This window comes from Ferribacterium limneticum (assembly GCF_020510625.1).
In the GTDB taxonomy this organism is placed as follows: Bacteria; Pseudomonadota; Gammaproteobacteria; order Burkholderiales; family Rhodocyclaceae; genus Azonexus; species Azonexus limneticus_A.
Genome location: NZ_CP075191.1, coordinates 3,745,919 through 3,763,357 on the forward strand (window position 1 = coordinate 3,745,919; position 17,439 = coordinate 3,763,357).

General features: G+C 59.6%; 19 protein-coding genes. 4 read left to right on the forward strand and 15 right to left on the reverse strand.

The window, feature by feature from the left end:
- Positions 1-11: 11 nt before the first annotated feature.
- A complete protein-coding gene (gene glnL, locus KI617_RS18000; RefSeq protein WP_226448652.1) occupies positions 12-1,094 on the reverse strand; it encodes a nitrogen regulation protein NR(II) in 1,083 nt (360 codons plus the stop codon).
- A gap of 102 nt (positions 1,095-1,196) precedes the next feature.
- Here glnL and KI617_RS18005 point away from each other — a divergent pair, with 102 nt between their 5' ends.
- The gene (locus KI617_RS18005) at positions 1,197-2,273 is read left to right on the forward strand and encodes an efflux RND transporter periplasmic adaptor subunit (protein WP_226448654.1); all 1,077 of its coding nucleotides are present in this window, start codon (positions 1,197-1,199) and stop codon (positions 2,271-2,273) included.
- Positions 2,274-2,276: 3 nt separating this feature from the next.
- The gene (locus KI617_RS18010; protein ID WP_226448655.1) at positions 2,277-5,414 is read left to right on the forward strand and encodes an efflux RND transporter permease subunit; all 3,138 of its coding nucleotides are present in this window, start codon (positions 2,277-2,279) and stop codon (positions 5,412-5,414) included.
- 103 nt (positions 5,415-5,517) lie between these two features.
- Here the strand turns inward: KI617_RS18010 and KI617_RS18015 are convergent.
- The 4 genes from KI617_RS18015 to KI617_RS18030 all read right to left on the reverse strand — a co-directional run bounded on the left by KI617_RS18015 (position 5,518) and on the right by KI617_RS18030 (position 7,959).
- Positions 5,518-6,269 (reverse strand): IS5 family transposase gene (locus KI617_RS18015; protein WP_226445962.1). Its coding sequence is split into 2 segments (ribosomal slippage): positions 5,518-5,942 and positions 5,942-6,269, totalling 753 coding nucleotides; the frame shifts between segments, so codons are not numbered across the junction.
- 77 nt (positions 6,270-6,346) lie between these two features.
- Entirely contained in the window at positions 6,347-6,568 is a 222-nt protein-coding gene (locus KI617_RS18020) for a hypothetical protein (protein ID WP_226448657.1), read from the reverse strand.
- Between the two features lie 638 nt (positions 6,569-7,206).
- Complete coding sequence (locus KI617_RS18025) at positions 7,207-7,647, reverse strand: AlpA family phage regulatory protein (RefSeq protein WP_226448659.1); 441 nt, start codon at positions 7,645-7,647, stop codon at positions 7,207-7,209.
- A 6-nt stretch (positions 7,648-7,653) separates the two neighbouring features.
- Entirely contained in the window at positions 7,654-7,959 is a 306-nt protein-coding gene (locus tag KI617_RS18030; protein WP_226448661.1) for a hypothetical protein, read from the reverse strand.
- 111 nt (positions 7,960-8,070) lie between these two features.
- Here KI617_RS18030 and KI617_RS18035 point away from each other — a divergent pair, with 111 nt between their 5' ends.
- Together KI617_RS18035 and KI617_RS18040 are read left to right on the forward strand one after the other, a co-directional pair.
- Positions 8,071-8,289 carry a hypothetical protein gene (locus KI617_RS18035; RefSeq protein ID WP_226448663.1) on the forward strand — a complete coding sequence of 73 codons (219 nt, stop codon included), beginning with the start codon at positions 8,071-8,073 and terminating at the stop codon, positions 8,287-8,289.
- Entirely contained in the window at positions 8,286-8,684 is a 399-nt protein-coding gene (locus KI617_RS18040; protein WP_226448665.1) for a hypothetical protein, read from the forward strand. Before KI617_RS18035 ends, KI617_RS18040 begins: the two co-directional genes overlap by 4 nt.
- 155 nt (positions 8,685-8,839) lie before the next feature.
- Here KI617_RS18040 and KI617_RS18045 read toward each other — a convergent pair whose 3' ends face one another.
- From KI617_RS18045 to KI617_RS18090, 10 genes are all read right to left on the reverse strand, one after another.
- Positions 8,840-9,133 carry an outer membrane protein assembly factor BamE gene (locus KI617_RS18045; protein WP_226448667.1) on the reverse strand — a complete coding sequence of 98 codons (294 nt, stop codon included), beginning with the start codon at positions 9,131-9,133 and terminating at the stop codon, positions 8,840-8,842.
- A 364-nt stretch (positions 9,134-9,497) separates the two neighbouring features.
- Complete coding sequence (locus KI617_RS18050; protein WP_226448669.1) at positions 9,498-10,148, reverse strand: hypothetical protein; 651 nt, start codon at positions 10,146-10,148, stop codon at positions 9,498-9,500.
- Positions 10,148-10,447: a hypothetical protein gene (locus tag KI617_RS18055; protein ID WP_226448670.1), complete on the reverse strand. Its 300-nt coding sequence runs from the start codon at positions 10,445-10,447 to the stop codon at positions 10,148-10,150. Before KI617_RS18055 ends, KI617_RS18050 begins: the two co-directional genes overlap by 1 nt.
- Before the next feature lie 18 nt (positions 10,448-10,465).
- Positions 10,466-13,015: a phage tail tape measure protein gene (locus tag KI617_RS18060; protein ID WP_226452039.1), complete on the reverse strand. Its 2,550-nt coding sequence runs from the start codon at positions 13,013-13,015 to the stop codon at positions 10,466-10,468.
- Between the two features lie 39 nt (positions 13,016-13,054).
- Positions 13,055-13,540, reverse strand: a complete 486-nt coding sequence (locus KI617_RS18065; protein ID WP_226448674.1) for a hypothetical protein — start codon at positions 13,538-13,540, stop codon at positions 13,055-13,057.
- Between the two features lie 42 nt (positions 13,541-13,582).
- Complete coding sequence (locus KI617_RS18070) at positions 13,583-14,017, reverse strand: hypothetical protein (protein ID WP_226448676.1); 435 nt, start codon at positions 14,015-14,017, stop codon at positions 13,583-13,585.
- A complete protein-coding gene (locus tag KI617_RS18075) occupies positions 14,014-14,712 on the reverse strand; it encodes a hypothetical protein (protein ID WP_226448678.1) in 699 nt (232 codons plus the stop codon). Before KI617_RS18075 ends, KI617_RS18070 begins: the two co-directional genes overlap by 4 nt.
- A 4-nt stretch (positions 14,713-14,716) precedes the next feature.
- A complete protein-coding gene (locus KI617_RS18080) occupies positions 14,717-15,280 on the reverse strand; it encodes a hypothetical protein (RefSeq protein ID WP_226448680.1) in 564 nt (187 codons plus the stop codon).
- Complete coding sequence (gene dnaB, locus KI617_RS18085) at positions 15,277-16,662, reverse strand: replicative DNA helicase (protein WP_226448682.1); 1,386 nt, start codon at positions 16,660-16,662, stop codon at positions 15,277-15,279. The genes KI617_RS18080 and dnaB overlap by 4 nt, the downstream gene beginning before the upstream one ends.
- Positions 16,659-17,438 (reverse strand): hypothetical protein, encoded by a 780-nt coding sequence (locus KI617_RS18090; RefSeq protein WP_226448684.1) that lies wholly within the window; start codon positions 17,436-17,438, stop codon positions 16,659-16,661. Before KI617_RS18090 ends, dnaB begins: the two co-directional genes overlap by 4 nt.
- Between the last annotated feature and the right edge of the window lies 1 nt (position 17,439).

Here is a 17,439-nt window from a genome sequence, read left to right on the forward strand (position 1 = left end):
AAAAGCAAAACTCAGGCCTGTTCTACCGGCAGGCGCAGGGTGAAGACCGTATTACCGGGCCGGCTGGAACAATCGATCGTCCCGTGGTGGTGCTGGATGAAATTCTGGGCGATGGTCAGCCCCAATCCACTCCCCCCCTCGCGCCCGGAAACCAGTGGATAGAACATGCGTTCGCGGATTGCGTCGGGAATGCCCGGGCCGTTGTCGACCACCTTGATCTCCATGGCCAGGCGATAGCGCTTCTTGGCCAGTGTCACCTGGCGCAGGGAGCGCGTCTTGAGCACGATCTCGCCTTCACCGTTCATCGCCTGCGCCGCATTCCGGGCAATGTTCAGCACCGCCTGGATCAATTGCTCACGGTCGCCGACCAACTCCGGCAGGCTGGTGTCGTAATCGCGACGCACCTGCAGGGAACCGGGGAACTCGGCCGTCAACAGGCTGCGCACCCGCTCCAGAATTTCATGAATATTGACCGTCGTCGGCAACATCGCCCGGTGCGGCGTCAGCAGGCGCTGCATCAGATCCTGCAGGCGGTCCGCCTCCTTGATGATGACTTGCGTGTATTCCTTGAACGACGGCGCATTTTCCAGATGTGCCAGTTCATGTTCCAGCAGTTGCGCCGCTCCACGGATGCCACCCAGTGGATTCTTGATTTCATGCGCCAGATTGCGGATGAGTTCACGACTGGCCTGCTGCTGCTCGATCAATCGTTCTTCCCGCGTCGCCGTCAGGTGGTGCTCGATAGGCTGCAACTCAAGCAAGAGGCGCATGCCGGCCGCGACCTCCGGGCGCAGCGGCGTCACCGTGCAGTTCAAATGCAGGATTTCACCATCGCTGCGTCGCAACTCGATATTCTGGCCGGTATAGCCCCAGTTGTTGTTCAGGCCATTATCCAGCGCCGCCTGCAAGGTGGCGGAACAGGTGCACACTGTCGACAGGGTCTTGCCGATGACCGATCGGCTGCTGACCGCAAGCAGATTTTCGCCAGCCGCATTGATATAACGGATGGCCTGCCCATCATCGATCAGCAGCACCGCCGAGGCCAGCAGATCGAGCCCGGCAAAGGAAGCATGGGTGATATTCATGGCCGCCATTGTAGCGATTTGGTCGTACTACCAGCGACAACTTGCGTTACTGACCAATGGTTCATTATCATGCAGCACTGCTCACCGGATACCGGAACAATGCCGAAGACCATGCCTCGTTTACTTACCCTGCTGCTCGGCGCCAGCGCCCTCCTCGCCGGCTGCCAGGCCGGCGATCCGCCACCGCCGGCAGCACGCACCGTACTGGTCCAGGAGGCGAGCAGCGCGCCCTTGAGCAGCGGCATTTATACCGGTGAGATTCGCGCCCGCCACGAAGTCGACCTCGCCTTCCGCGTCGGCGGCAAGATCACTGCCCGGCTGGTCGATGCCGGCGCCGAGATCAAGGCCGGCCAGGCCCTTGCCCGCCTCGATCCGACCGATTTGCAACTGGCCGCCGCCGCCTCCCGGGCGCAATTGGCCGCCGCCGAAAGCGAGCTGACTACCACCCGCGCCGACCGTGAGCGCTACACCGGCCTGCTGGCCAAAAAGTTCGTGAGCCAGGGCGCCTTCGACGCCAAGGACAACGCTTTCAACAGTGCCCAGGCCCGCCTGGAACAGGCGCGCGCCCAAAACCAGATCAGCGGCAACCAGGCCGCCTACGGCACACTGAGTAGCGAATTCCCGGCCATCGTCACCGCCGTACTGGCCGATGCCGGGCAAGTCGTCAGCCCCGGCCAGGCGGTACTGCGCATCGCCCGCCCCGAGGAAAAGGAAGTCGCCATCGCCATTCCGGAAAACCGGCTGGCCGAGCTGAAGGCCGCGAAAAACCTGGTGGTTAACCTGTGGGCCGACCAGAAGACCACGCTGCGCGGTGAACTGCGCGAACTTTCTCCGGCCGCCGATCCGGCAACCCGCACCTACGCCGCCCGCATCCGCCTGCTCAATCCGCCGCCCGAAGTTCGTCTCGGCATGACCGCCCGCGTCGCACTGGACAACAGTGCAGACACCAGCCTGCTGATACCGCTCAGTGCCGTGTTCGATCTTGGCCAGGGGCCACTGGTCCGTGTCGTCAAGAATGGCAAGGTTGCCTCCCGTTCCGTGCGGGTTGCCCAGTTTCGCGAGGATGGCGTCGCCATTACAGGCGGCCTGCAAGCCGGCGAACTGGTCATCGTCAGCGGCGCCGGCAAGCTGGTCGACGGCCAGGAAGTCCAGCCGAAACCGGCAACACCGCCGGCCAGGCAGCGTTAAGCCGTGAGCCACCGCTTCAACCTTTCCGACTGGACGCTGCACCACCGGACGCTGGTCGGCTATTTCCTGTTCGCCATCGCCCTGATGGGGGTTTTCGCCTACGGCAAGCTGAGTCAGGCAGAGGACCCGCCCTTCACCTTCAAGCTGATGGTGATCCGGACCTTCTGGCCGGGCGCCACGGCCCGTCAGGTCGAGCAGCAACTGACCGACAAGATTGAGAAAAAACTGCAGGAAACCCCGTATATCGACCGGGTTTCGAGCTACTCGCGCCCCGGTGAATCGACCGTGATGTTCTTCGCCAAAGACAGCACACCACCCGCCAATGTGCCCGATGTCTTCTACCAGGTCCGCAAGAAGATCGGCGATATTCGCCAGACCTTGCCCGCCGGGATTCAGGGGCCTTATTTCAATGATGAGTTCGGCGACGTTTTCGGCAATATTTATGCACTGACTGCTGACGGTTTTGACTACCCGCAACTGAAAGACCTGGCCGAACGCATTCGTGATGAACTGCTGCACGTACCGAACGTTGGCAAGGTGGAAATCTTCGGCATTCAGGACGAAAGAATCTACGTCGAACTCTCGAATGCCAAGCTGGCGACGCTCGGCATTGACCAGACGACCATCGTTCAGGCGCTCGCCCAGCAAAACACGGTCGCCAGCGCCGGATTTTTCGAGACGCAGAGCGAACGCATCCAGATCCGCCCCGGTGGCGCCTTCGATAGCGTTCAGGCCGTGGCCGATACGCTGATCCGGGCCGGTAACCGCAGCTTCCGTCTGGGTGACATCGCCACGGTTCGCCGCGGCACGATAGATCCGCCGGCGACGCAGATCCGCTTCGGCGGCAAGCAAGCCATGGCCATCGCCGTCTCGATGGCCAAGGGCGGCGACGTCATCCAGCTCGGCAAGGATTTGCAGAACCGAATTGCCACCCTGCAGGCCGCCCTGCCGGTCGGCGTCGATATCGGCGAGGCGGCCAGCCAGCCAGAGGCGGTCAAGCGCTCGGTCAAGGCTTTCGTCCAGGCGCTGGCCGAGGCCGTCGCGGTCGTCATGCTGGTCACCTTCATCAGCCTCGGCATTCGCACCGGCCTGGTCGTTGCCATCTCCATTCCGCTGGTGCTGGCCGCCACCTTTCTCGCCATGCACTTCTTCAACGTCGGCCTGCACAAGGTTTCGCTGGGCGCCCTGGTCCTGGCACTTGGCCTGCTGGTGGACGACGCGATCATCGCCGTCGAGATGATGTGGGTGAAGATGGAACAAGGCTGGGAGCGCACCCGCGCAGCCTCTTTCGCCTACACCAGCACGGCCGGCCCGATGCTCTCCGGCACCCTGGTCACGGTTGCCGGCTTCATCCCCATCGCCCTGGCCAAATCATCGACCGGTGAATATGCCTTCGCCTTCTTCCAGATCAATGCCGTCGCCCTGCTGATTTCCTGGCTGGCCGCCGTCGTTGCCATTCCCTGGCTGGGCTACAAGCTGCTGCCCGATCCACACGCGACCCGCCGGGTCAGCCGTTTTGAGCAGAAGTGGCCCCGCCTCGCCCGCTTTGGCGACAAGATCGGTCTGAATGGTCCGGGACATGCCGAAGACCATGACGTTTATGGGACGCCCTTCTACCTCCGTTTCCGGCAACTGGTCAGCAGGTGTGTCGGCCGTCGCTGGCTGGTGATCGGCATCACCATCGCGCTGTTCGCCCTGTCCATCGTCGGCATGGGCAAGGTGCAGAAGCAGTTTTTCCCGAACTCGACACGCCTCGAACTCAACGTCGAATTGCGCCTGCCCGAGGGCGCCTCGATCGCCGCCATCGATGCCGAAACCAAGCGTCTGGAAGACTGGCTGAACAAGGACAAGGCGGAATTCGACCAGTTCGAGCACTACATCACCTACGTCGGTTCCGGCTCACCGCGCTATTACCTGGGCCTGGATCAGCAACTGCCGGCCAGCAACGTCAGCCAGCTCGTCATCGTGGCCCGCAACGTCGAGGCCCGCGAGGCCCTGCGTGGCCGGCTGATCAGCCTGTTCGAGCAGGATGGCTTTGGCGCCCGAGGCAATATCAGCCGCATCGAAAACGGCCCGCCAGTGGGCTATCCGGTGCAATACCGGGTGTCCGGCGAAGACATCATGACCTTGCGCAAGATTGCAGCACAGATATCCGAGGTCATGCGCAAGAACCCAGAGCTGTCGAACGTCAATCTGGACTGGAGCGAGCTGTCCAAGTCCGTCGAAATCGAAATCGACCAGGACAAGGCGCGCCTGCTCGGCGTCTCCAGCCAGGATGTCGCGGCACTGCTCAACATGTCGCTCACCGGCTATACGGTGACCAGTTTCCGCGAAGGCGAAAAGACCATCGACGTGGTCCTCCGTGGTGACCGCGAAGAACGCAGCCACCTCTCGGCGCTGGCCAACCTTTCCGTGCCGACCCGGGCCGGCAAGAGCGTGCCGCTCAGTCAGGTCGGCCACGTGAAATACGGCTTCGAGCCAGGACTGATCTGGCGCCGCGACCGCCTGCCGACGATCACGGTGCGCGGCAACCTTTACGGCAAAACCCAACCGGCTACCGTCGTCGATCGCATCAAGCCGGAAATCGATGCCATCCAGGCCAGCCTGCCGGAAGGCTACCGGATCGCCGTCGGCGGCTCGGTCGAGGAATCGGCCAAGGGTTCCAGCTCTGTCGTTGCCGGCATCCCGCTGTTCATCCTGGCGGTCATCACCATCCTGATGATCCAGTTGCAAAGCGTCTCGCGTGTCGTGATGGTGTTGCTGACGGCACCGCTGGGCATTATCGGCATCGCGCTGTTCCTGCTCGTCTTCAATCAGCCATTCGGTTTCATGGCGCTGCTCGGCACCATCGCGCTGTTCGGCATGATCATGCGCAATGCTGTGATTCTGGTCGACCAGATCGAACAGGACATGGCCGCCGGCAAGGCGCGGCGGGATGCGATCGTCGAATCGACGGTCCGGCGTTTCCGGCCCATCGTGCTGACCGCAGCCGCTGCGGTGCTGGCGATGATCCCGCTATCGAGAAACGATTTTTTCGGACCGATGGCCGTCGCCATCATGGGTGGCCTGATCGTCGCCACCGCGCTGACCTTGCTCTTCCTGCCGGCGCTTTACGCTGCCTGGTACAAGGTGAAAGGCTAGTTGCTAGTTATTGGTCGCTAGCTTTTAGCAAAAGCAAAGGGCGCCGCGGCGCCCTCAAACTTCGCTAACGACTAGGGGCTGTTAACAATTGGGTTTTTGGCGATCATGCCAGCCAGATATAGGCGGAAGCGAGGTTGAGCATGGACATGAAGTTCTGCGCTAGCTTCTCGTAGCGTGTGGCGATGCGCCTGAACTGCTTGAGTCGGCAGAAAAAGCGTTCGACGAGGTTGCGGTCTTTGTAAAGGTGACGATCATAGGCACGCTGAGTCAGGCGATTACCGCGTGGCGGAATCACCGCCTGTGCGCCCTGCGCTTCAATGGTGTCGACGAATGCGTTGGCATCGTAGCCCTTGTCGGCGATGACGCTCTGCGCCTCAATCCCCTCGATGAGAGCGGCTGCTTCGGTAATGTCGGCGATTTGCCCAGCGGTCAGGCGCAAACGCAAGGGATTACCCAGGGCCTCAACCGCCGCATGAATTTTGGTACTCAGTCCGCCCCGGCTACGCCCGATGGCTTGATCGCCCGCTTTTTTTGGGCGCCAGTCGCGTGTTGGTGGGCTCGCACGATGGTCGCGTCGACAAACAACTGCTCCAGATCGGCGTCGCTCTTGAGTGCTTCGGCCATCCGCGCCCAAACCCCTTTCTTGCTCCAGCGGGAAAAGCGCATGTACGTCGTGTGCCAAGCTCCGAAGTGCGTGGGCAGGTCGCGCCACGGCGAGCCCGTGCGGGCGATCCATAGCACCGCTTCGACAAAGAGTCGGTTGTCGCGCCCAGTTACCCCGCGCTCGTTGGCTCTGCCTGAGCACAGGGCTTCGATTCGCCGCCATTGGTCGTCTCGCAACATCTTCCGGTCCATCCTCGCAGACTCCAAAAAGCGAGAATGTACATAGTTTCGTCATTTGTGAACAGCCCCTAGCAACTAACAACTAACAACTACTTCAAATTGCCCAGTTCCTTCTGAATCGCCTGGATATTGCGCTCATGCTGCCCGACGCGGTCGCGATAGGGCGCTGCACGGTCACTGCTTGCGCCAGTAGCCAGGAGGTCGGCCAGCTCCTTCTTCGCCTGCTCAAGACTGCGCTGTTCGCCGGCCAGTTCCTGCTCAAGGATATGGCGACGATCGCCATCGCGTGCTTTCTGGGTATCTTCCTGCACGCGCGGAAAGCCTGAAGGCGAAGGATTCGCTGCGGCGCCCGCTGGCTTCGCCTTGGGCGCCGGCAAGGAGTTTTCGGGGCCACCGGCCATAACCTTGCAATTTTTATCACGCCGGACACTAGGCTCGGCGTTTGTGTTTGCAATTTTCCGGTGGCCATCGGGATAAACACAAACGTACGTCTCATCAGCAAGACAAAGTTGCGACCAAGCTAACAAAAATACTATGCCAGTACGCAAAATCGAATATCGAGCACTACAACGCATTTGTCTCATTAGGAACTCAGATTTCTACGACGAGAGGAATATACGACAAACACGTGGCTCAATACGTTCTTGATACAAAATCAGTCGACAAAAAAAGGGCGGGAAACCCGCCCTTTTTTTTGCACAGCGCCGATTGCAGCTGTAGTACAGATCAATAGCAATTACGCCGGCCAGAACTGAATATAAAAGCAATATAGACAGACGGGCTACCCAATGGGCTACCTAAAACCACTACGCTAGGCATCGAAATAGAAGTGGGCCGAGACCTGAGCCGGTGGTATCTCAAGCGAAAACGCACCGATTCAGTGCCTCAAGTCCCAAATTGGTGCGCACCTGTCCAAGCCACAGGCAATATTGCCCTTTCCTTCCAATCGCTATCGCCCGGGTACGCGGTTGCTCTTCGCCACCATACCTGGCAGATCGATGCCACACAGCTTCAGCCGGGAATAGAGACGCCCCACGATCAGCCGCCCTTCGTCGTTGTGATGGAATACCCATCCGTGCGAGACCAGCCATTTGGCTTGGCTGGGCATGTCTTGGCGTCCGGTGATGAGAGCAAGTTCGCCCGGGTTCAAGACCTCGCCATCCATTGGCATTCTGATGATTCTGGCCAGGCTCTCGTTACCTCTATCCCTGCCAATCTCTCCCCGTACGCGGACCCATTCATCAACATCCGCTTCAATCCAACCTACAGAGTTTTCTCCAAGTCGAATCTGAGCAGGAAATTCCCCCCGCTTGATCATGTTGTAAACGGCGGATTTCCTGAGTCCAACTTTCGCCATGACCTCGGGCATACGGATTATTTTGTCTTCCATGGACTCTTACCCCTTTTTGGCATCCTGAAAGTGCAACTCTTCGAATGCTTCATCGACCATGCTGGCGAGTGCCAAGGCACCGGCAAGCATAGCCTCAAGCTCAACCGATGAAAAACGCGGGGCCAAATCGCCGCCGGAATTCATCCGCATATGATGATCAGCGACCAGTTTTATGGTGCTCCTGACGCTGTGCACCGCTCGATATAGTTGGCCGGCCTGTGATTCCGGGATAGTTACCTGAGCATCAAAATCCTGCCAGTGCTGATTCGTTTCAGTGTTGCTGCAATGCTCAACGGGGCTCGCTTGTTCCATTTGAAAATTCTCCAGGGGGTAAATTCGAATCCATTTATTATATATGTCTGTGCAGTATTATCAATACATCCGTGCAGTATATGATTCGATCTAGAATTAGGAGCCAATGCCATGACTAAGAGCAAGACCCAGCAAGCCCTTGACCTGATGCAGCAGACCCCGGGGATGACCGCTTACGAAGCCGCTGCGGCTGTCGGTGTCGGCAATGCCGCTGTGTATCAGGCCCTGCGCCGGACCAAGGGCAAGACTGTTTGCCCCTGCTGCAATCAGGTGGTGCGCGATGGATTTGAAATTAACCGCTCGGCTCTGAAGGATGCCGGGCAGTTATGAGAACAGTCCTCTCTAGCATTCCGCTGCTTCTCGTTGCCGCCCTGGCAGCAACTGCGTATTCGGTTTATTTCGACTGGGGGACAAGCTCGTGGGTGTGGTTCCAGCGTTCTGGCTCTCTTCTGGCACTGGCTGGCGCCGTTCTCGGTTACCGCAGCATCGTTCGACTCGGAGTGCATGGCGTCGGTGGCGCGAGCCCGACTTTCCTCAAAGCCACCCTCGTCTCCATCGATGATTCAGGCCAGAGGCAAATGGCCAAGGTCTCCTATGACGAGGAAACGCTCTCGACGCTTCGCCAAGCTGCGGTTGATCGGAACGCCGGCTATGTTGGCGCCTACATGATGGTTTCCGGAACCGTTATCTGGGGGTATGGCGACCTGGCCGGAGCCCTCTTCTGAGGAAGGATCCCCGGCACGCGCCCCCTCGGCTGGGCCGGCTACGCTTCTCCCCTAGCCTGAAATTGCCGCAAGACATTTCGCTCGAGGCGCAATTCCTCGATTCCCGCTCGGACGCGGTTTGCGCAATTTAGCAAACTGATCCGATGCTTGACCGGTCAGTCTTGGAATTCGTCGGGGATCGGCGGCGCCTTGATGACCCTGCCGGCCTTGTCGAAATCAACAACCAGCGTTCGGGTGCTGCCGGCCATGGTATTCACCCACACCCAGACATAGCGCGTCGCGTCGTTCGGGATCGTGGCTACGCGGGTCGGTGCGCCGAGCTTGGCCGTTACTTCGGGCTTCGTCATCCCGGCCTCGATCTGTCGGGCATCCGCCCACTTGAACGGAGTACCGGCACAGCCGATCAGAAGCAAGGCGCAGTATGCAGCAATCAACATTTTGCGAAACATGGGGTTCCCTCCTTTGCGGGGGGATTGTGCGCGCACCGGCCGATAGTTGAAACCAGCCGAACGTCATAGCGGGCCGCGCCCCGCCTGTAGTGAATACAAGCGGTCACGATGCGCAACGGAAACCTGCGCGGAAACCCTGTTCGGAAACAGCGCAATAACCACACTGCAAGCCCCGCCAATTCACGATTTATCTGTTCGAAAACTGTTGCGATATGCGTACCGTCGTGCGTACCACCCTCAACGGACCCGCTCAAGAATCGCCCGGCCGCGTTTCAGCAAATCGTTGATGATCTTTCGGTCTTCCATCAACGCAGCAGACCGCCCTCCGTGCTTCAGGGCGTTCTGTGCGGATGCAGCTTTTCCGTCATTCGTGCGGGGCCCGGTCGACCGTCTCCACGGTTGCCATTGTTGGATCAGCGCCGCATGCTTGGCCCGGCGCTCCGGCGTCCATCCGTTTGCCATTCCCAACCTCCAATAGTTCGTTTGCTTGATTCGGCGATTCTCCCCGCGCGTGCGCGGTGGCCACACCGTTGTTCACCTGTTGATGCCCTTGGGAGATATTCGCCTGTTGCGCTCTCACGAAGGCAACGGGGCGCGGGTTCTTGATCTCAGCAAGGGTTTGCAACGTGCTCCGGCATTGGGCCTGGGCCTTGAAGGCGAGCCGCAGATATGTTTCAGTCGCCCCCAAGTGCTCACCCACATTCAGCGCCGCTCGCCTGGCCATCTCGTTGAATATCGAGTCCAAGGCAACCGACTGCGCGGTAAGCGTTGCTTCCAAAGCGGCCAGATCGCCGGAATTCGCTTTGGACACCCTTTCGGTCATCACGTCGAGCGCGTCAAATAGCTTCACGTTCCCAAGCGCTCCCTGAGCAAACAATGCAGCGGTGAAGGAATTCCTTACGGAAGGGGATAGGGCCGCAATTGCGCGATTGCGACCAGCCGCCACCTCCTTTTGCACTTGCTCAAGTTCAGGGGCTTTGCTGGTTCTGTCGGACTGCTTTATGACCTTCGCCATTACTCGCCGCCCCCAAGGTGGTAGTTTTCGACTGCAAGCGCGGCCATCTCTTCCAGAAGACCGGCGGTCACCTTGCGGAAGAAGGCATTAACCGCCTGCACCGCCTCTTCCCCTGTCTTGGCATTTACCTCCAAGTTGCTGTTGGCAGCCAATCTCATGAATGCCGGGCGCAGGCGGGCGCAAACGTGCTGTATTGCGTCTTCGCTCGCACCTTTGGCCCGCATGAATTGGGAAATATCCCCCTCGAATACCTTCCACTCGCGAACCGGGCGGTCTGGAAAATTGCTGATATTGGTCATCTTGTCGTGCTCCTATGGTTAGACGTTTCCGGTGCGCTGGGCTTCTTTGAGAGCTGCGACCAGCCCAGCCTTGTTCCCGATCAGGAAGCGTTTCACGTCCCGGCTGTCCCAAGCCTGGATATGGTTGTGGACATGAACCGTTCGACCGCCCCCGCCCCCTTCATCTGCCATGCTCCGAATTACGTTTGCATGTTTTTCCGGCAGAATCATTTCTGCTGAGTGGGTCTGGACTATCGGATTGATGCCGGCCGGAATGTCGTAGCCCCCTGCTGCCGATGGCAGGCTACCGACTATCCCGGCAACCGCTGCGAAGGCCGCTGCCCCTGCTCCAACCGCAAGGATCGGACCGACGTAGGGAATGCTGGCCATAGCCGCGAATGCACCGGCCATGGCCTCCCACGCACTGATCATGATCGAACTGATCGCCGACCCGAGGCGCATCATTACCGACTGGCCAGACGCCGCAGTTTCGGCAGTCGTTCGGGTTGTAACCCCTGCGAGCGTGGCTGCTGTCTTTGCGGTTTCCGTACCCGAATGGACGGCTGCGCCGGCTGCATCAAGGCCCTGTTTCGTTGCGAAGAACGTTCTGTAGAGCGCGGTTTCCTTGAGCAACTCGCCCGCGAACGCAATACCTCTTTTGACAACGAATTCACTGATGAAGGCGTTGGTCATTGACTGGAATATGCTGTTCAGCCCTTGGCGCCATGTCTGGGCACGGGTCAGCATGCCGGTCAGCGCGCCGGAGAATGAGTTTTCCATTGCCGCAAACATGTTCTTTGCCGGCATGGCCTGGGCAACGTCGATTTTTCCATCAATCGCTCGCTTGTCCATCATGTGCTTGCGGTCGATTTCGAGTAGCTGGTTCTTCAGCTTCTGGTACTCGACCGCGCTCATGTTCGGGTCTTTTGACATCAGGGTCATGCGCTCTTCGATTGCCTGGGCGGCGATTTCGTAGCGTTGCTGTTCGAACTGGCGGTCAAGCTGCAGGCGCTCGTCGTTGCTGATCTGCCCCAGCGAATAGGCGAGGTCGGCGGCCTGTTCCTGAACTTCAATCCCGGACGATGCCGCGCGCTTCCATTCGTCGATGTCCATCTGAGCGAAGGCCCGGCCCTCGACGGCCTTGTCCTTGAGGATTTTCAGCGCCATGTCCGCCGACTTCTTGGTCAGCGCGCCGTATTCCTTATCGTTTTTCTCGACCAGGGCCAGCTTTTCATCCCAGAACTTCTTTTCCTGCTCAAGCGTCATTTCGTACATGTCGTTTTGCAACATGAACGCGGCTTTCTGCTGGGCTAGTTCGGCTTCCCATGCCGGCATGCGGGTTTTCTCGCCGCTGCCGGCCTTCTCTTTCTTGGGCTTGTCCGGCTCGCCCACGTAGCCCTTGCCGCTTTTGTCGCCGGCCTCAACGTCGGTTGGCGCCCCGAAAATCGCGCCGATTCGCTGGCTGGTTTCCTCGCTGGACTTGGTCATTTCGTCCATGGCCTGCGACCAGGCGGCCGAGATATTGCCGCCGACACCCTTGATTTCAGCCGCGGCCCCGGCAAAGTCACCGGTCAGCGCCTTGCCAATTGCCGCCGCCATGGCCCGGATAGGCTCGGCAACGGTGACCACCATCGCGTTGATGGTTTCCCAGACCACGACGACGCCGTTCTTCAGCCCCCAGAACGCCGACACAAGCCCGCCGACCGCGCCCTTTGTCACGGTGATGGCGGCCGGCATTGCTGCTGAGAGCCATTCGGCCAGCTTGGCAATCACCGGCATGACCTCGTTGCCAATGGTGTTGCGGAAGGCGGTCATGCCCATGCCGACCTTATCCATGGCCGAGTCGTACAGTTCCCATGCGGCGACCGATTCGCCGCTCACCTGGCCGCCGAGGCTGCGGATGTATTCCTCGTCCTGCTTGAAGGCTTCGGCGTTGGCCAGCAGCAGCTTGGAGTTGCCGGCGACACCGCGCCCGAATATTTCCTGCGCTGCCATGTTGCGGTCGGTGCCTTCCTTGTGGGAATTCACCGTCGTAATCGCGCTCTTCATGAGGGTGTCCATGTCGAGCATGTTTCCCTTCGAATCCCGCGTGACCAGGCCAAGCCGGTTCAGGCCGTCCTCGTTGTCCTTGAGTTGGCGGGTCAATCCCTTGGCCGCGCCTTCGACTTCGCCGGTCGAACTGCCTAGTTCCTTGGCGACTTCCATCCAGATGCTGGCCTGCGTTGCGGTTGTGCCCATGGCCCGGCCGAGCTTTTGCGCTTCCTCTGTGTAATCGGCGGTTTCGTTGGCCATCTGCACCATCTTTCCACCGGCTATTGCCGCGAATGCTGTGCCGATCAGCCCGCCAACCTTGCCGAACATCCCGGCCATTCCGGACAGGCCTCCGCCGATGTCGTCATTTGCCGCCTTGACATGATTCGAGATGGTCGACATGTGGCTGCTGACCGCATCTTTCAGGCCGGCGATGCTTTGCTTCATCCGATCAGACGAACGCTCAACGTCGGACGCGGCCGACTCCATCCCTGGCTTCAGGTCGGACGTTTCGGCGGAAATCCGTACCTGAATCTCGTTTTCTTGTGCCATTCCCATTTTGAAACTCCTTTCCGGGCTGCACGCCCGATTGATTGACTATGGCTTGAGGTGCCCAAAGGCTGCTTCCCGTAGTTCGGCCAAGGTTTCTTTCTGCATGTCCTTGAGGGCGCTACGCAAAAACGAGCGCTCCGGCAGGTCGACGGTTCTCTGATGCGCCCCCACGGTTGCCCAAACCGGCGACTTCAACGTTTTCCCGAAGGCCTGCTTCACGAGCCGCAGATGCTCACGGACCGTTTCTGTCCTCAACCCGCCAAACTCGTGTGCCTTGCCATATCCCACGTTGGTGCTGACCACGCCGGCAATGACGTTGCCGTCGGTGATGACTTGCCGATCGATCGAGCGCCGCAGGGTGCCAGTGCGAACCTTCAGCACCTGGCCGGACAACTTGTCCCGCATCACCCTGGCCTGAAGGCGCAGCACGAGCCGCCCGACAGAGTCAGCAAGGCGCGATCTGGCACCCTCTGGCAGCGCGCGGAATCGTCGTCCAACTTCTTTGTCACCAATAACCCGGTCATCATTCATGCTGTTCTCCTATCGGGAGGGTTTCCCCTCCCGTTGCTGTGGTCAGTTGATGTGCGGGTTATTGGCCGCCGGTACCGTGGCATCAACTGGCGATGCTGCCGAAGTCCAGCCAAGCCCACTCAGAACGCCGCTCAGGACCGCCCCCTTGCTGTCCGGGATGTAGCACTCGAAATTGCTGTTGCAGTACAGGACGGGAAAGGCGTCGGAAATCTTGATCTCGAGATACGTGCCGGGCTTGCCGTTCTCCCAGAACTTTTTCGGGCTGGCCTGCGGTGGCGTGTAGGTCAGGGCTGCCGAATCGAGGCGCATTCGGAAATCTGCGCCGCCATCCGGGATACCGGATTCGGAGCCGCTTCCGGTGCCGACGTTTTGGGCATCCTTGGCCGCCCCCAGTCCCAAGATGGTGAAGGCCCGGGCAAGCATCTTCCCGGTCATGATCTTTTTTACGGTGTCGGCGTTTGCGCGATAGATGGTCATTTCGTTGCTCCAGGTTGCTTGGTGATGTTGGCTGCATGCATCGCGATGGCGTCAAGGTGGCGCTTTGCCTGTTCTTTGGCGGCAAAAACCAATCCGTCGGTATCGATAAGTGTCTTGAATCGAACGTTCTGGTTGAACGTCGGTACCGGTGGCACTTCGGGAGAATTCGGGTAGCCAAAAGCTGCCATGTAGCGGCCCGTTTGGGGGTCGGCAATCTCGTCGATAGCACGGCAACGGCCGATTACTTCCGCGTAGGCCTGGGCAAGGTTGTCGACTGCCTCCTGATAGGCTGGCAGCGCCGCTTTTGCATGCTCTTTCAGAGCGGCGTGATACAGGTCGAAGCGGTCTTTTCCAATCGCGTGGATTTCCTGAGCAATGGCGCTTGCCTGACGCTGCAGTTCCTCGATTGCGGCTTCCGCACCCTCCCGGTTCGGTGCACCGGCTTGCGCCGCAGCTTCGGCCTCTGCAATGGCTTTCTCGGTGCCCGAAAGCTCACTGTTGTCGCCGGTGCCCAAGAACACGCGGGCCAAGATGGAACGGCGTTTGGCTTTCAGCGTGGCCGCCTGCTGAGCCGGTGCCTGGGCCTCGTGGGCTATCCCCTGAATCTGACGAATCCGGGCGTTGATCTGATTTACCTGTTCGCCAAGGGTGGCGACTTCGGCTATGTGTTGCTTGAATGCTTCGATTGCTGACATGGTGCTATTTCCCTTTCACAAAGCGGGGTTGGTTGGTGGCAATACGGCCGGCGTGGATGGACTTGATCAGGGTTGCAACCTCGTTGGTGTCGCCCTTGTTGTCGGTGATCGGGGCAACCTTGGCGGTCGGTTCAAATGCAACGTGGAACCGGGTACCGATTGGCGATTTCTCCAGCCGATCGGACCGGGTACTGATTGGCAGTTTCTCCGGCCACTCGGCAATGAGTTTTCGAAGGCGGTCACCGCTCTGGGTGCGCTGGCCGCTGGATAGGTGTTTCATGTGCTGCTCCTTTCGTTGGTTGCTTCGCCATCGGCTTTCACAAATGGCCTCTGTTGCGTTTTTTCGCCCCCGACCACGCCGACTGTATAGACCGGCATCCGTTGGCGCACCCTTGGCCACCCGGCGCAACTCCCAGAGCAATGCAAGGGCGTCACACGAATGGGTAATTCCAAGTTCCTTGACCGCAGCGCCCGCCCCCTCCTCGGCAGACATGCCCGGCCTGCGGTAGCAATAGGGCGGCACCTGATCGATGCTTGCTGTCGTAGTGGTCGTCTTCGTCTTGCTCATGACTCAAAACCTTTCGTTGCTTTGCGTGCCAGTGGCTTGGCCAGTTGGCGGGCCTCGAATAGTTCGCGCCTTGCCTCGGCTGTCAGGTTTTCGAACCGGCTGAATTCGCCACGGAACAGCACCGGGATAATTCCGGTCTCGCCCATGCGCTGCTTGGCGACGATGATTTCGGCAATGCCTTTGTCTGGGGTGTCCGGGTGGTAGTACTCGTCCCGATACATCATCAGGATCAAGTCGGCGTCTTGCTCAATGGCGCCCGAGTCTCGAAGGTCGGACATGAGCGGCCGCTTGTTCGGTCGTTCGTCGACTTTTCGATTGAGCTGCGACAGGGCTATCACGGGGCAGTTGAATTCCTTGGCCAGCGCCTTCAGGCCTCGGCTGATGCTCGAAACCTCCTGCTCCCGGCTTTGCCCTTCGCCCGTGGCCAACTGGATGTAATCGACCACGATCAAGGAAAGGCCGTGCTTTTTCGCTGTGCGACGTGCCCGGGACCGCATATGTGCAACGGTCAGGGCCGGAGCGTCTTCAATCAGCAACGGCGCCTTGAATAACTTCCCGAGGGCGAACGACATCCGGCTAAAGTCGTCCTCTGTCAGCTGGCCGGAGCGAAGGGCGGTCATTGACACTCGCCCGATGCTGGCAATCGATCGCTCCGAGAGTTGGTTTTTTGCCATCTCCATTGAGAACACCAGCGCCGGCTTGCCTTCATTCACGGCGACGTGCTCTGCCACGTTGAGAGCAAAGGCAGTTTTGCCCATGCTTGGGCGGCCGGCAACAATCACCAGGTCACCGGGATTGAGACCGCAAGTCTTCGCGTCAAGGTCATGGAACCCGGTGGATAGCCCGGTGATAGCTCCCCCTCGATCAAATCGGGCTTGGATGTCCTCAACGACGCTGGGCAGCAATGCCCCGATGGCCTCCGGGTCGTCTGAGCCTTCACCGCGTCGTTCCGCTAGGGCAAAAATGACCGCCTGGGCCTCGTCTATTCGCTGATCGATCGGCTTTGACCCCTCCGCATTGGCGAGGTCGGCAATCTGCGCGGAGGCGGCCAGCAAGTCACGCCGCGCCCGTTTTTCGCTGACCACCGCGGCATAGCGCCGGATGTTGGCCGCCGATGGAGTGTTGTCCGCCAGTTCGCCAAGGTAGGCGAGGCCGGTGTGGTCTTCGTCAACTCCGGCAGATGCCAGCGATTCGGCGACGGTGATCACGTCGACCGGCTGCCGCTCTGCCAGCATCATCACGATATGCCGGAATATCAGCCGGTGGTCTTCGCGGTAAAAGTCGGATTCCGTCAGCCAGTCGATACGGTCAAAGGCTTTCGGATCGATCAGCAGGCCGCCAAGTACGGACTGCTCTGATTCGAGGTGGAAGAGGGGGCTCATTCGCCAACCTCCTGCGAGTGGTACTTTCCTTCGATGATCTTGACCAGATTGGCGGGGGTGATGATCCATTCAAGATCAAGCTCGAACGGGGTGCGCCCTGGGGTGTGTGTCTTCCCGGTCAGGAAATCGCTCCCAGCGATGTAGGAAAAGAGCTTTTCCCACCATTCGATAGATTGGCGCTTTTCGTCTTCTCTCCAACGGGCCCGCAGTTTGGTTTCACGTGCAGGAGTCCAAAGGCGAACTTGCCTGCCTGTTGGCAGGGTGCGGTGATACAGGTCGATTATTTCCTGATGCGGGCAATGGTCGGCGGCTTTGCCGGCGACAAGTGACGCGTCGGCGTCTTCCCCTACATCATTCCCTTCCTTTCCTTCCTTTCCTTTCCCTTCCCTTCCCATAAGCGGCGTGGTGGTCGCGTCGGTGACGCGTGGGTCACGCGTGCCTGACGCGTCGGTGACGCGTGGTGGAATCGTGCTTGCTGACTCGCGGTTGTTGATGACTTGATGCTTGGCGAAAGTCGGTATTTCGGCGAAGGTCTGGCCGTCGATTTCGTAGGTCACCACGAGGCCGGCAGACACCAATTCGTCAGCAAGTGCTTCGATGTCGCACTGATCGCCGGGCAGATAGCGCAGCTTCAATGTTTTAGGGCGCCAAACAAATCGGCCCTCGCGATCAGCCTCAAGCCAAGTGGCGACGTACAGCAGCCGTGCCAATGGCGAGATACCGACAATGTCTTCGCTGGTGAAAAAATCTGGCTTGATGGTGCGGATTCTTGCCATG